General features: G+C 70.5%; 14 protein-coding genes. 3 read left to right on the top strand and 11 right to left on the bottom strand.

From position 1 onward, the window contains the following. Nucleotides 1–49 precede the first annotated feature (49 nt). The gene (locus CcI156_RS15855; RefSeq protein WP_011437488.1) at nucleotides 50–460 is read right to left on the bottom strand and encodes a VOC family protein; all 411 of its coding nucleotides are present in this window, start codon (nucleotides 458–460) and stop codon (nucleotides 50–52) included. A gap of 307 nt (nucleotides 461–767) precedes the next feature. Here CcI156_RS15855 and CcI156_RS15850 point away from each other — a divergent pair, with 307 nt between their 5' ends. Beyond that, entirely contained in the window at nucleotides 768–2,522 is a 1,755-nt protein-coding gene (locus CcI156_RS15850) for a DEDD exonuclease domain-containing protein (protein ID WP_011437489.1), read from the top strand. Nucleotides 2,523–2,549: 27 nt separating this feature from the next. Here the strand turns inward: CcI156_RS15850 and CcI156_RS15845 are convergent, their stop codons facing one another. The 8 genes from CcI156_RS15845 to CcI156_RS15810 form a co-directional block, all read right to left on the bottom strand. Further along, a complete protein-coding gene (locus CcI156_RS15845) occupies nucleotides 2,550–4,133 on the bottom strand; it encodes a ubiquinol-cytochrome c reductase cytochrome b subunit (protein ID WP_076806533.1) in 1,584 nt (527 codons plus the stop codon). Continuing rightward, entirely contained in the window at nucleotides 4,130–5,452 is a 1,323-nt protein-coding gene (locus CcI156_RS15840; protein WP_011437491.1) for a Rieske 2Fe-2S domain-containing protein, read from the bottom strand. The genes CcI156_RS15845 and CcI156_RS15840 overlap by 4 nt, the downstream gene beginning before the upstream one ends. After that, the gene (locus CcI156_RS15835; RefSeq protein WP_076806579.1) at nucleotides 5,449–6,366 is read right to left on the bottom strand and encodes a c-type cytochrome; all 918 of its coding nucleotides are present in this window, start codon (nucleotides 6,364–6,366) and stop codon (nucleotides 5,449–5,451) included. Before CcI156_RS15835 ends, CcI156_RS15840 begins: the two co-directional genes overlap by 4 nt. Nucleotides 6,367–6,371: 5 nt before the next feature. Continuing rightward, nucleotides 6,372–7,010, bottom strand: a complete 639-nt coding sequence (locus tag CcI156_RS15830; protein WP_035941687.1) for a heme-copper oxidase subunit III — start codon at nucleotides 7,008–7,010, stop codon at nucleotides 6,372–6,374. 328 nt (nucleotides 7,011–7,338) lie between these two features. Continuing rightward, the gene (locus CcI156_RS15825) at nucleotides 7,339–7,794 is read right to left on the bottom strand and encodes an SseB family protein (RefSeq protein ID WP_011437494.1); all 456 of its coding nucleotides are present in this window, start codon (nucleotides 7,792–7,794) and stop codon (nucleotides 7,339–7,341) included. 226 nt (nucleotides 7,795–8,020) lie between these two features. Then, nucleotides 8,021–8,617 carry a DUF3501 family protein gene (locus CcI156_RS15820; RefSeq protein ID WP_011437495.1) on the bottom strand — a complete coding sequence of 199 codons (597 nt, stop codon included), beginning with the start codon at nucleotides 8,615–8,617 and terminating at the stop codon, nucleotides 8,021–8,023. 185 nt (nucleotides 8,618–8,802) lie between these two features. Further along, nucleotides 8,803–9,243, bottom strand: a complete 441-nt coding sequence (locus tag CcI156_RS15815; protein ID WP_076806531.1) for a rubrerythrin family protein — start codon at nucleotides 9,241–9,243, stop codon at nucleotides 8,803–8,805. Between the two features lie 24 nt (nucleotides 9,244–9,267). Further along, nucleotides 9,268–9,708 (bottom strand): Fur family transcriptional regulator, encoded by a 441-nt coding sequence (locus tag CcI156_RS15810; RefSeq protein ID WP_011437497.1) that lies wholly within the window; start codon nucleotides 9,706–9,708, stop codon nucleotides 9,268–9,270. Between the two features lie 393 nt (nucleotides 9,709–10,101). Here CcI156_RS15810 and CcI156_RS15805 point away from each other — a divergent pair, with 393 nt between their 5' ends. After that, nucleotides 10,102–10,530 carry a response regulator gene (locus CcI156_RS15805; protein ID WP_076806529.1) on the top strand — a complete coding sequence of 143 codons (429 nt, stop codon included), beginning with the start codon at nucleotides 10,102–10,104 and terminating at the stop codon, nucleotides 10,528–10,530. A 19-nt stretch (nucleotides 10,531–10,549) separates the two neighbouring features. Next, entirely contained in the window at nucleotides 10,550–11,713 is a 1,164-nt protein-coding gene (gene trpD / locus CcI156_RS15800; RefSeq protein ID WP_011437499.1) for an anthranilate phosphoribosyltransferase, read from the top strand. 52 nt (nucleotides 11,714–11,765) lie between these two features. On the opposite strand, the gene CcI156_RS15795 is transcribed toward trpD, so the two are convergent. Further along, nucleotides 11,766–12,167: a cytochrome c oxidase subunit 4 gene (locus tag CcI156_RS15795; RefSeq protein WP_011437500.1), complete on the bottom strand. Its 402-nt coding sequence runs from the start codon at nucleotides 12,165–12,167 to the stop codon at nucleotides 11,766–11,768. Nucleotides 12,168–12,179: 12 nt separating this feature from the next. Beyond that, nucleotides 12,180–12,784: cbb3-type cytochrome c oxidase subunit I (locus CcI156_RS15790; protein WP_175637604.1), on the bottom strand; the 605-nt coding region annotated here is incomplete at its 5' end.

The raw sequence follows: 12,784 nt of genomic DNA, 5'->3' as shown, positions 1-12,784 counted from the left end.
CTGGGCGCGCCGGGAGTCCGGCCCCGCGGGAGTCCGGCCCGCCGGGGTGTCAGACGAAGGGGCGCGCAAATCCCGCTGGCCCAACCGTCATCACCCGGAACTCATTACCCTCCGGATCCTTGAGAACGTATCCGCTCTCCCCGTCGTCGTCGTACCGGGATACCCGGCGGGCACCGAGGGTCGACAACCAGCCGATCACACGCTCCGCGTCGACGGCGTAGAGATCCAGATGAAGCCGGTTACGGCCGGCATTGCGCTTCGCCCCGGGCCTGAGAAGGAGCTTGGGTCCCGCGCCGGCCGGGTGACGCAGGATCGCCCCGTCGTCACGCCGGCTCACCTCGTATCCCAATGCGGCGGACCAGAAGCGCACCATCACGTCAACGTTCAAACAGTCGACCGCGACCCGCGCCACTCGAATGCCGTTCGTCTCGAACCATGCCACCTGGGCATGATTCCGCATTCGACGCACGCAGGCCTGCCGAGTGGGCCGCACGCTTGAGCGCACGCCCCGACAGAAGCACCAGACTGCCCCGACGGGACCATGAACGGGACAACCGCGGAGAATTTCGTGGCCAATACCGGCCCGTGGCACACCCGGCACCCTACGGAGCAGGTAGCGTTAGTCGTTTTCCACCGGCCCGCGACCCGGAACCTCCATGACCCGGAACCTCCATGACGACGTGCGGCGAGGCGGACCTGCTTTCGCATCCGGGTCCGCGGACGATCCCGGGCGCAAAACTGTCGGGGGTGGGACCTACCGTGACGCCGTGCGCCCAGATCCCGCCCCGGACCGTCCCCGGCCGCCCCGACAGGGCAGGCTGGATGATCTCGGTCGTCCGTTGGCGGACGTGACCTTCGTCGTGTTCGACCTGGAGACGACGGGCACCTCCCCGGGACGCGACGAGATCACCGAGATCGGCGCGGTCCGGGTCCGCGGCGGCCGGATCCTCGCCGAGATGGCCACCCTGGTCCGGCCGGGCGTCGGCATCCCTCCGATGGTCTCGGTGCTCACCGGCATCACCGACGTGATGGTGGCGACGGCGCCGCCGGTCACGCAGGTGCTGCCTACCTTCCTGGAGTTCGCCCGCGGCGCCGTTCTCGTCGCCCACAATGCCCCGTTCGACCTCGGCTTCCTGCGCGCCGCCGTCGAGCTCTGCGGCTATCCGGTACCCGTCTGGGAGTATCTGGACACGTTGCGTATCGCCCGGCGGGTGGTCACGAGAGACGAGAGCCCCGACTGCCGGCTCACGTCGCTGGCCTCGCTGTTCCGCAGCCCGGTCGAGCCCCGCCACCGGGCGCTGGCGGACGCCCGGGCCACCGTCGACGTGCTGCACGGGCTGTTCGAACGGCTCGGCAACGCGGGCGTGACCACCCTGGAGGACCTGCACGACTACAGCTCCCGGGTGTCGCCGGCCCAGCGACGCAAACGGCATCTGGCCGACGGCCTGCCGACGGGCCCGGGTGTCTACATCTTCCGGGACGCCGACGAACGAGCCCTGTATGTCGGCACCTCGCGTTCGGTGCGCTCCCGGGTCCGTACCTACTTCACCGCCAGCGAGCCCCGGACGCGGATGGCGGCGATGGTGGCGCTGGCCGAGCGGGTTGACGCGATCGGATGCGCGCACGCCCTGGAGGCCGAGGTCCGGGAACTGCGGCTGATCGCCGAGTACAAGCCGCCGTACAACCGCCGATCCCGCTTCCCGGAGCGCTCCGTGTATCTCAAGCTCACCGACGAGCCATTCCCACGGCTTTCACGGGTGCGCGCCGCCCGTGACGACGCGACCTATCTCGGGCCGTTCGGCAGCGTCCGCGCCGCCGACGCCGCCGCCGAGGCGCTGCTGGCCGCGGTGCCGCTGCGCCAGTGCTCCGGGCGCCTGTCCCCGCGCGTGCGCCGGTCCGCCTGTACCCTCGCCGACCTCGGCAGATGCGGAGCGCCGTGCGACGGCCGGGAGGACGTGGCGAGCTACGGCCGGCACGTCGCCGCCGCCCGGGCCGCCATCACCGGCGATCCGGGCCGGGTCATCGCCGCCTCGACGCGGCGGATCGACCGGCTGGCCGCCGAGCGGCGCTACGAGGAGGCCGCCGTCCAGCGGGACCGGATGATCGCGTTCGTCCGCGCAGCCGCACGTGCCCAGCGGCTGTCGGCCCTCACCGGGGTCGCCGAGCTCGTCGCCGCGGCCCCGACCGCCGAGGCCGGCTGGGATCTGGCCGTAGTGCGTCACGGTCGGCTGGTGTCGGCGGCGAGCGTGCCGCCCGGTGTCGATCCGCGGCCCTGGGTCGACGCCGCGGTCGCCAGCGCCGAGACGGTGCGGCCGCGGCCCGGTCCGGCCCCGTGCGCCTCCGTCGAGGAGACCGAACGCATCGCCCGTTGGCTCGGTGGGCCTGGGGTGCGGCTCGTGCGGCTGGAGGGCGAGTGGAGCTGGCCGGCCGCGGGCGCCATCCGCGCCGCAGCCGGATTCGGTGCGGCCCCCGGCCGGTCGGTACGTGCGTATGACGGTGACGGATGGTTCCCGTCGGCCTGACGTGACGTGCTCCGTCAGGCCGGGCGGCTACTGCCGGCCGCCGCCGGGTGGCTGCTTCTCCTCGACGAAGAACCCGGTCACGGCCTTGCCTGCGCGGCGCGCAAGCCCCTTGCCGTGACCGTCGCCATGCCCGTTGGCCGCCGGCAGCTCGAACCGGTCCGTCGGGACGAGCGGATGGTCGGGGACGGGAGTCGGCTTCGGGCGGTGGTCCTCCACGAACTCCCCGCTGGGAAGCTGGCGGATGATCCCGGTCTCGATGCCGTGATGCTCGATCTCGGCGTCCTTCTGGTTGAGCGCGATGCAGATCTTCTTCGTCACCGCATAGGCGATCGGTGGCACGACGATGAGCCCGATGCGGCCGRCCCAGGTCATCGCGTTCAGCGAGATGCTGAAGGTCTTGGCGATGATGTCGTTACCACCGGAGATCATCAGCACCAGGTAGAAGCTGATCGCCATCGCGCCGATCGCGGTCCTGGTCGGCGCCTCCCGTGGCCGCTGCAGCAGGTTGTGCGGCTTCGTGTCCCCGGTGAACCTGGCTTCCAGCGCGGGATAGAGCGCCGCCAGCGTGAACAGGATGCCCGGCAGGACGGCAGTCGGCCAGAACACCGCGGGGATGGTGTGCCCGAGCCCGCGGAACTCCCAGGGCGGCATGAGCCGGGTCGAGCCGTCGAGGAAGCCGATGTACCAGTCCGGCTGGGAGGCCGAGCTGACCTTCGACGGGTCGTACGGGCCGAACATCCAGATCGGGTTGATCTGGGCGAGACCGCCGAGCAGCGCGAGCATCGCGAAGACCAGCATGAAGAACCCGCCGGACTTCACCGCGAACACGGGGAAGACCCGGTGGCCGACGACGTTGTCCTCGGTCTTGCCCGGCCCGGGGAAGTCCGTGTGCTTCTGGTGCCACAGGATGCCCATATGCGCGCCGATCAGGGCGAGCAGGACACCCGGCACCAGCAGGATGTGCGTCACGTAGAGCCTGGGCAGGAAGTTGACGCCCGGGAACTCCCCGTTGAACACGAGGAACGACGCCCACGTCCCGATGATCGGGATGGACTGGGCGATCGAGGCCGCGATCCGCAGACCGGTGCCGGAGAGCAGGTCGTCCGGGAGCGAGTAGCCGGCGAAGCCCTCGAGCATTGACAGGGCGACCAGACCGATGCCGATCAGCCAGTTGGTCTCACGGGGCTTGCGGAACGCGCCGGTGAAGAACACCCGGAACATGTGCACGATCATCGACGCGACAAAGACCAGCGCGGCCCAGTGGTGGATCTGGCGGAACACCAGACCGGCCCGGGTGTCGAAGCTGATGTCCAGMGTCGAGGCGTAGGCCCGGCTCATCTCCACGCCCTTGAGCGGGACGTAGGAACCGTTGTAGATGACCTCGGTGTTCGACGGGTCGAAGAACAGAGTCAGGTAGATGCCCGTCAGCAGCAGCACGACGAAGCTGTAGAGGGCGATCTCCCCGATCATGAACGACCAGTGGTCGGGGAAGACCTTGTTCAGGTTGCGCCGCAGAAAGGCCTGGTTGCCGAACCGTTCGTCGAGCTCACGGTTGGCCTTCCGGATCGGGCCCGGCCGCTTGACGAACTCGGGGGCGGATGCGGTGGTCATGAGCGCTCCCAGAAGGCGGCACCGACGGGCTCGTGGTAGTCACCGTCACGGGCGTAGAGGAACCCGTCCTTGTCCGCGGCGATGGCAAGCTGTGGCAGGGACCGGCTGGCCGGCCCGAAAATCGCCCGACAGCCGTCCCGCACGTCGAAGACGGACTGGTGGCAGGGGCAGAGCAGATGATGGGTCTGCTGTTCGTACAGGCTGACCGGGCAGCCGGCGTGCGTGCAGATCTTGGAGTAGGCGACGTGGCCGTCGACGCCCCAGTCCTCCCGGCCCTTGCGGGGGCGGTCGACCCCCGGTGGCAGCCGGATGAGCAGCGTCGTGCTGTCGGCCTTGGTCTGGACATCGGTCTTCGGCTGGTACGCAACGGTGCCGTCGGACTCGGTCACCGGAACGGCCGGGAACACCGTCTCGATGCCGCCGATGGCGACGTCGCCGAGCTTGACGTAACGGCCGTCCTCCGTGACGAGGCGGGCACCCTTCACCCAGCTCGTGTGGTCGAGCTTCTTGCCCGGCTTGGTGTTCGTCAGGTTCAGCAGCGGCACCACGATCAGCCCGCCGAGCACGGTGCCCGCCCCGAGCAGGGTGCGGCGCAGCAACGGGTAGCGCGCGAGGCCGGTGTCGGCGAACCCGGCCGCGATCTCCTCCTCGGTGACGGCGATCTCCTCCTTGGAGGAGGCGAACGCGTGGCGCTCCTGCACGGCCTGCTCGTGCGGCATCAGCCGCTTGGCCCACAGGATCAGGCCGATGCCGAGCCCACCGACGGCGAGGCCCAGCGCGGCCCCGAGGGAGGGGGTGTAGTACGCCTTGTACTTGTCACCGACGAAGTTGGTGACAACGAACCCGACGGTGCCGATCACCGAGATCAGGAACCAGCCGGCAATCAGCCGCTCCGCCCGCCGCTCGGCCCGGCGGTCCACGTCCTGCGCGCGCGGCGGACGGACGGTCACCCCACCGGCGGCCCGCTCCCCGTAGGTCGGCTGGATGACCCCCGCCTGCGGGCGAACGGCCGTGGTCGCGGGCTCACGGGTCGAATCGGTCTGGTGGGGCGGCGTGCCCAAGGCCTCCGGGCCGTCCGACGTCCCGGCCGGGACGTCCGGGCCGCCGGCGGACACCCCGGATCCCCCGGCGGGCTGGCCGGAGGTGTCCACCGGGTGTTTCGCCCTTCTGAAGATGCTGCTCATCGAGTCCTGGTCAGATTCGTCGGCCGGTTCGCCCTGGTAGCCCGGGTAGTGCATGCGCCGGTCCGTCGGAACGGACGGCTGGTCCGCACCGGAATCCGCCGGCCCCGGCGTGCCCCGGCCCGTCTGGTCACTCATACCTTCTGCCTCGCTCCGATCCACAGGCACACACCCAGCAGGGCACCGACGCCCACCAGCCAGGCCAGCAGTCCCTCGGGCACCGGACCGTAGTTACCGAGGCTGTACCCACCGGCGCTCGGCGCTTCCTTCATGTGCTTGATGTAGGCCGCGATCGCGGTCGCGTCCTCCTCGTTGAGCTGGCGCGGGCCGAACACCGGCATCGACTCCGGCCCGGTCCGCATGGCCTCGACGACCTGCACCGGGGTGGCCTCGCTCAGCGAGGGGGCGAACTTGCCGTAGGTCAGCGGCGCGCCCTGCCCGACGGCCTGATGGCACTGCGCGCAGTTGGCCCGATACAACTCGCCGCCGTGCGACAGGTCGGCGTCGTTGAGCGCCGCGTCCGTGACCTTCGGCACCTCCTCGCCGCCGCCAAGGCTCTGGATGTACGCGGCGAGCTGGTCGATCTGGGTCGCCGAGTAGATCGGGGGCTTGYGGTCGGCCTGCGCGGCGGGGGCGGCCAGCGGCATCCGGCCGGTCGACACCTGGAAGTCCACCGCGGCGGCGCCGACGCCGATGAGGCTGGGCCCGGTGTTCGTGCCCTGCGCTCCCAGCCCGTGGCAGGTCGAGCAGCCCTGCAGGTACAGCGCCCGGCCCTGCCGGACCGCCTCGTTGGCGTCCGGGGTCTGCGCGGCGTTGCCGCCCGGCGCCAGCACCGTCCACAGCACCCCCGTGGCCAGCAGGCCGAGGACCATGACCAGCGCGGAGGACCTCCGGCGGCGGCGCGCGGACGAACGGCGTCCGCGCGAGAACCGCTTCGTGGCGGCGACCGACACCGAGGATCGCGACGCCGCAGTGCCCGACGCCGGGGTGCCCGACGGTGGGATGCCCGACGGCGTGTCCGAGGATGACGAGGTGCCCGAGGATGCAGTCATGTCGCTCACTGGAGGAGGTAGATGGTCGCGAAGAGGGCGATCCAGACAACGTCGACGAAGTGCCAGTAGTACGACACGACGATCGCCGAGGTCGCCTTCTCCGGTGTGAAGCGCCCGTACGTCGATCGGCCCAGCACCATCAAGAAGGCGACGAGACCGCCGATCACATGGAGCCCGTGGAAACCGGTGGTCAGGTAGTACACCGATCCGTAGGCGTGCGATGCCATCGTGAACTTGTTCTCGCTGAAGTACTCGTTCGCCTGGCCGCCGACGAACACCAGACCCATGATCAGCGAGATCAGGTACCAGCGCCGTAGCCCGTACACGTCACCACGCTCGGCGGCGAACACGCCGAGCTGGCAGGTGACGCTGGACAGGACCAGGATCACGGTGAAGAACAACGCGTACCCGACGTGCAGCTCCACGGGTCCGTGTTCGGATCCGGCGGGGTCGCCGGTGACCGGCGGCCAGTTGCCGCTGTTGACCGAACGGATCGTGAAGTACATCGCGAACAGGGACGCGAAGAACATCAGCTCCGACGACAGCCACACGACCGTGCCAACCGAGACCATCGAGGGACGGTTGGCCGTCGGGTGTGGTGGAGGAGCCTTCTCGAGGACGGGGGCTGAGGCCACGTCGGTCATTCTGGCACGGGACGGCCCACGCGCCACTGTAGGTTCGACGTTCGGTAGGACTACGACCCGTCGATGACCGCCCCGAATCATCGTGGCGGCTGCCTCGCCTGCCCGGCAAAGCCCTGCCGTAGCTGGAAAAACGCAGGTCACAGCGATGTCAGTTGGCCTACGAACGACGCGGAGCGACAAGGCTGACCCGGCCGATGTTGCGTGCCTCACCCGCGACACACCGGCCCGCCAGCGCCCTCCGGCGGGCACAGTCGAGCCAACACGGACACCCCCGACCGCGCCGTGACCCCCGACCGTGACGTGACGTGACGCCGGGCCGGGGCGGGCCTCAGCCGGACATCGCGGCGAGCGCCCGCAGGCCGTCCGCCGGCAGGGCGATGCCGCCCTCCGAGCCGGGATCGACCGCGAGCAGAAGATCGTCGGACGGCCAGATCCGGCCCAGGGCCGCCACCTGGACCGTGCGGTAACGCGCCACCTCCGGCAGCGCCTCGGCCAGGCGTTGCTCAGAGGTGAACGTCGGGACGAACTGGGTGCCGTCCTGCCGTTCGGCCACCGGCAGCTGCAGGAGGCTGTCGTCCTCCTCCGACAGATCGGTGATGTCGTTACCGAGGTCGGGCAACAGGACCTCGGCGGCGGCGAGGTCACCGAGCGCGGCCCACTCGTCCTTGCCCTCGGCGAGGCGGTGCAGCGCGGCCCGCGCGGCCGTGCCCTGCGCGGAGGGGACGCCGGGCGGGACGGCGGCGCCGGGGCGGATGCGGTCGGGACGTAGCTGGTCATCGGTCACGGGTGGCTCCCTGACGTGGATGAACGTGCTGACGTTGACGGGCGGACGGACGTGCCGACACGGACGCGTGCCCTAGATGTTCCGCCTACCCATCCCGCGGCGCGCGAACCGACTACCCGCGGATGCGTCCGACCTCACCCGCGACGGGGACCCGCGGCCGTGACCGGCCGTGGCCAGCCGTGACCAGCCGTGACCGTGACCGGCAGGCAGCGGCCGGGTGAGCCGGTCAGGACCGCAACGCGAGATCCGCGATGAGGACACGCCGGGTAGCTCCGGTCAACGGCGTCGCCTCGCTGTACTCCGGGTGTTCCACGACAAGCTCGACCGGCACGCCGGGGTCGCGGAAGGCGTCCCGGAGCGAATCGGTCAGCGCGAAGCGCACCATGTGCACGGAGACGGTCTCGGTGGGCATGTCGGGATCCTCGTCAAGGCCGGGGATCTCCTCGCCCGCCACCCGGATTCCGCCGATCTCCAGGGCGAGACTGTGCTGCAGCCCGGCAAGCCGCCCCAACTCCTCGCGGACGGTCTCCAGAACCGAGAGCTCGATGAACACCGTCGCCGTGAGGACGTGGCTGGAGGGTAGCAGGCGGGAGTAGGCATCGATCTCGTGGGCGACGTCGGCGGAGGCGGTCAACCGCTCGGTGTAGACCATCTCCTGCACCTGGTAGCGCAGCGTCTGCTCGTTTTCGAACTCGAGGACGACGATGTCCCCGACCCGTACCCGGCGTTCGGCGCGCACCAGGATCATCTGGCTGCGCAGCCGCAGCCGGCGCTCCGCGTACGCCTGGTGGTCGGTGGTGATGTCGGCGATGGTCAGCGCCACCGTGCGATCTCCTGTCCGGAAATGCTGGGATCCGTAAACGGGCGGGCGGTCCAGGAACGGCCGAGGGCCCACGAATCGGCCGAGGGCCCACGGCGCGGGAGCGACGATGCGAGCCGGGGTGGCGACGAGGGACTACTGGCATCGCCCCCGCCACCCCGGCCCGGTAGATCGAGAAACCCCGACGATCAGGCGTCGGCCGTCTCCTCGGCCGACAGCGCGTCGAGGGCCTTCTTGAACCGACCGGCGTGGGTCTTCTCCGCCCGGGCGAGGGTCGAGAACCAGTCCGCGATCTCCTCGAAGCCCTCCTCGCGGGCGGTCTTGGCGAAGCCCGGGTACATTGCGGTGAACTCGTAGGTCTMGCCGGCGACGGCGCTGGCCAGGTTCTTCGTGGTCGTACCGAGGGGCTCGCCCGTCGCCGGGTCGCCGACCTCCGCGAGGAAGTCCAGGTGCCCGAAGGCGTGACCGGTCTCGCCCTCCGCGGTGTCGCGGAACAGCGACGAGGCGTCGGTCAGCCCCTCGATGTCGGCCCGGCGGGCAAAGTAGAGGTAACGCCGGTTCGCCTGGCTCTCGCCGGCAAATGCCTCCTTGAGGTTCTCGTGGGTCTTGGTGCCGTCAAGCTTCGGCATGAAGCGCTCCTTGTGGATGGGTGTTCACTGTTGGCCGGTCCCGGCCGCGCCGCGGGCCGGGCCGGAGCCGTTCGCCTGACAGTCCGGGCACAGCCCCCGGAACCGCAGGTCGTACCCGGTGATGGCGAATCCCGAGCGACACGCGATCTGGGCCATCATCCCGTCGAGGACGGGATGATCAATATCGACCGCCCGACGGCATCCGTCGCAGACCACGTGGTCGTGACGACTCGTGTTGGCGTCGTACCGGGCCGCCGTGCCGTCGCCCAGGTTCAGCTCGAGCGCTCGGCCGGCGGATACCAGCAACGCCAGTGTGCGGTACACGGTCGCACTGCCGATCCCCGGGGATACGGTCCGCACCCGCTCGTGGACCTCGGCCGCGGTCGGATGGTCGCGGGCGGCAGCCAGCACCGCCAGCACGGCCATCCGCTGCGGAGTGAGACGAAGATCGGTCTGGTCGTTCATAGGATCACGCCCGTCGTACGGCGGTGGAACGCCCCAGGCCGCCGGCGATCACGCTCGAGGCGTCACATGGTCCGGCCGGCATCAGGATCCACCGGTTGAGAACGATTCTCAGTATCACTCCCGGGACGATCCGAAGGCAACCAGGGAGCTGTGATCCCGACCTCACCCGGCCCGGCGAGGGCCAGTCGGGCGATGCGACACGGGTCACGTCCAACGGTCCGCGGGAGGTAGCCTGCACAGGACAACTCTCACATGGCAGCGTCCACTTCCGAGGCGCCCGGAGCTCCGGGTGCCTGGAGTTCCGAGGTGCCTGGAGGGCGGTCCGCAGTTCACCGCTGGTCGGCTCGCCGCCGGTCGGCGGTGGTCACCTCTCGCGAAAGGCCCGCGGACGACATGAGCACCGTCCTCGTCTACGCCGACCGAGCGGATGTGCGCGAACACGTCCGGAACGCGATCGGMCGTCTCCCCGCCGCCGACCTCGGTCCGATCGAGTTCGTCGAGGCCACCGACGCCCCCGAGGCGATCGGCGTAGTCGATCATCACGAGGCGGATCTGTGCGTCTTCGACGCGGAGGCCACCCCCAGCGGGGGCATGGGGCTCTGCCGGCAGCTGAAGAACGAGGTCACCAACTGTCCGCCGACCATCCTGCTGGTCGCCCGCCCGGACGACCGCTGGCTCGCCACCTGGTCCCAGGCGGATGCRGTGGTCACCCATCCGATCGATCCGGGTCTACTCACCGAGGCGGYCGTGACACTGCTGCGGGCGCGTGCCGGCGGCGCCGTGGCCCGTCGGCCGCTCACCGGCGCCCAGCTCGCCCACTGAGATCCAGGGCTTCCGAGGTATGACCACCGTTGGCGCATCCCACTCCCACACCGGCCGCTCCCCCGCCGGGGCGTCCCCCGCCGGGGCTCTCCCGACCGCCGGGACGAGCTGGCCGGAGCTGATAGGAGCATTGCTAGCGGGCGAGTCCCTGGACTCCGCGCGCACCGCCTGGGCGATGCAGCAGATCATGGCGGGGGTCGCCTCGCCCGCGCAGGTGGCCGGGTTCGCGGTGGCGCTGCGGTCCAAAGGGGAGACGCCGGAGGAGATCGCCGGCCTGGTAGAGGCCATGCTGGCCAGTGCCACGCCCCTGAGCCTGTCCGAGCGGGTACGGGCCCGCGCCGTGGACACCTGCGGGACCGGTGGCGACCGTTCCCACACCGTGAACCTGTCGACGATGGCCGCGCTGGTCGTTGCCGGCGCGGGTGTGCCGGTGGTCAAGCACGGAAACCGGGCCGCGTCGTCATCCTGCGGCTCGGCGGACCTGCTCGCGGAGCTCGGTGTCGTGGTCGACCTGTCGCCGTCCGGCGTCGAGGCGTGCCTGGCTACGGCCGGCATCGCCTTCTGCTTCGCCCAGGTCTTCCACCCGGCGATGCGGCACGTCGGCGGGGTCCGGCGCGAGATCGGCGTGCCCACCGCGTTCAACATCCTCGGGCCGCTGAGCAACCCGGCCCGCCCCGGCGCGCAGGCAATCGGCGTCGCCGACGCGCGGCTCGCTCCCGTCGTCGCCGGGGTGCTGGCGGACCGGGGCACCCGGGCGCTGGTGTTCCGCGGCGACGACGGGCTCGACGAGCTCACCCCGGTGACGACGTCCGCCGTGTGGGTCGTCGCGGCCGGCGCCGGACAGCCGCGCCGCGAGCGGTTCGACCCCCGCGACGTCGGCATCCACGTCGCGGACCACGCCGCGCTGCGCGGCGCGGACGCCCGTTACAACGCCGCCGTCACCCGGTCGGTGCTCGCCGGTGAGCCCGGACCCGTCCGCGACGCGGTCCTGCTCGCCGCCGCCACCGCCCTGGTCGCCGCGGCCGGCCCCTCCGATGCCCCCGTCACCGAGCAGATCGCCGCCGCCCTGCCCCGGGCGGCCGAGGCGGTGGACTCCGGTGCCGCCCGGGCCGTCCTGGAGCGCTGGGTGACCGCGAGCCAGAGCGCCGCAGCGGTTGACGCGGCGGCGGCCACGGCTCTCTGATCCCGCCCGGGTCGGGGCCCCCGAGGGAAGGGCGACCCCGACCCGGGCGGGATCAGTCCTCGGGCACCGGCGGGTGCCAGAAGTTCTCGAAGACCAGGCAAGTCACGAACACCACGACCAGAAGCGCACCGAGAATGATCATCCAGACGCCGAAGACGAGGCCCATCGCCGCCGTCACCGAGCTGGCCCCGATGAAGAACGGATAGTAGCTGCCCGGGGTGAAGTGCCCGAGCTCCCCAGCCCCGTCGGCGACCTCCGCATCCGGCAGGTCCTGCGGGCGCATCCCGATCCGCCGGCCGGTGAAGATCAAGTATCCGCCGACGAGCAGGCCGAGCCCCGTGGTGAGGGTCAGCGCGGCCGTGCCGGTCGGGTCCTTCGACCAGAACCAGTACACCAGCGCGGCGGCCCCGGCGAAAACTCCGAAGAAGTTGAAGATGATGCCTTCCACCTTCATGCCATGGCCGCCTTAACTGATCTCGGGAGTCGCGTGGTAGTCGATCCGGCCGATCGTGGCCGGATAGTGCAGGTCGAACGCCGGGCGTTCGGAGCGGATGCGCGGCAGCGTCCGGAAGTTGTGCCGCGGCGGGGGGCAGGAGGTCGCCCATTCCAGCGAGTTCCCGTAGCCCCAGGGGTCGTCGACGACGGCGAGTGGGCCCTTGCGGTAGGAGTGCCAGAGGTTGTAGATGAACGGCAGCGTCGAGAGGGCGAGCAGGAACGAACCCGCGGACGAGATCGTGTTCAGCGTGGTGAACCCGTCGTTCGGTCCGTAGTCGGCGTACCGGCGGGGCATACCCTGCACGCCGAGCCAGTGCTGCACCAGAAACGTCGTGTGGAAGCCGAGGAAGACCGTCCAGAAGTGGATCTTCCCGAGMCGGTCGTTCATCAGCCGGCCCGTGACCTTCGGGAACCAGAAGTAGGTGCCSSCGTAGGCGGCGAACACCACGGTCCCGAAGAYGACGTAGTGGAAGTGGGCGACGACGAAGTAGCTGTCGCTGACGTGGAAGTCGATCGGCGGGCTGGCCAGCAGTACCCCGGTCAGACCACCGAACAGGAAGGTCACCAGGAAACCGA

The organism is Frankia sp. CcI156 (genome assembly GCF_001983015.1).
In the GTDB taxonomy this organism is placed as follows: Bacteria; Actinomycetota; Actinomycetes; order Frankiales; family Frankiaceae; genus Frankia; species Frankia casuarinae.
This window is presented reverse-complemented; position numbering and strand designations above follow the sequence as displayed.

What these genes read in the sequence shown, in the direction of transcription:
- CcI156_RS15840 (WP_011437491.1), bottom strand. Translation starts at nt 5,452, where the DNA reads ATGAGTGACCAGACGGGCCGGGGCACGCCGGGGCCGGCGGATTCCGGT.
- trpD (WP_011437499.1), top strand. Translation starts at nt 10,550, where the DNA reads ATGACCACCGTTGGCGCATCCCACTCCCACACCGGCCGCTCCCCCGCC.
- CcI156_RS15855 (WP_011437488.1), bottom strand. Translation starts at nt 460, where the DNA reads ATGCGGAATCATGCCCAGGTGGCATGGTTCGAGACGAACGGCATTCGA.
- CcI156_RS15795 (WP_011437500.1), bottom strand. Translation starts at nt 12,167, where the DNA reads ATGAAGGTGGAAGGCATCATCTTCAACTTCTTCGGAGTTTTCGCCGGG.
- CcI156_RS15830 (WP_035941687.1), bottom strand. Translation starts at nt 7,010, where the DNA reads ATGACCGACGTGGCCTCAGCCCCCGTCCTCGAGAAGGCTCCTCCACCA.
- CcI156_RS15810 (WP_011437497.1), bottom strand. Translation starts at nt 9,708, where the DNA reads ATGAACGACCAGACCGATCTTCGTCTCACTCCGCAGCGGATGGCCGTG.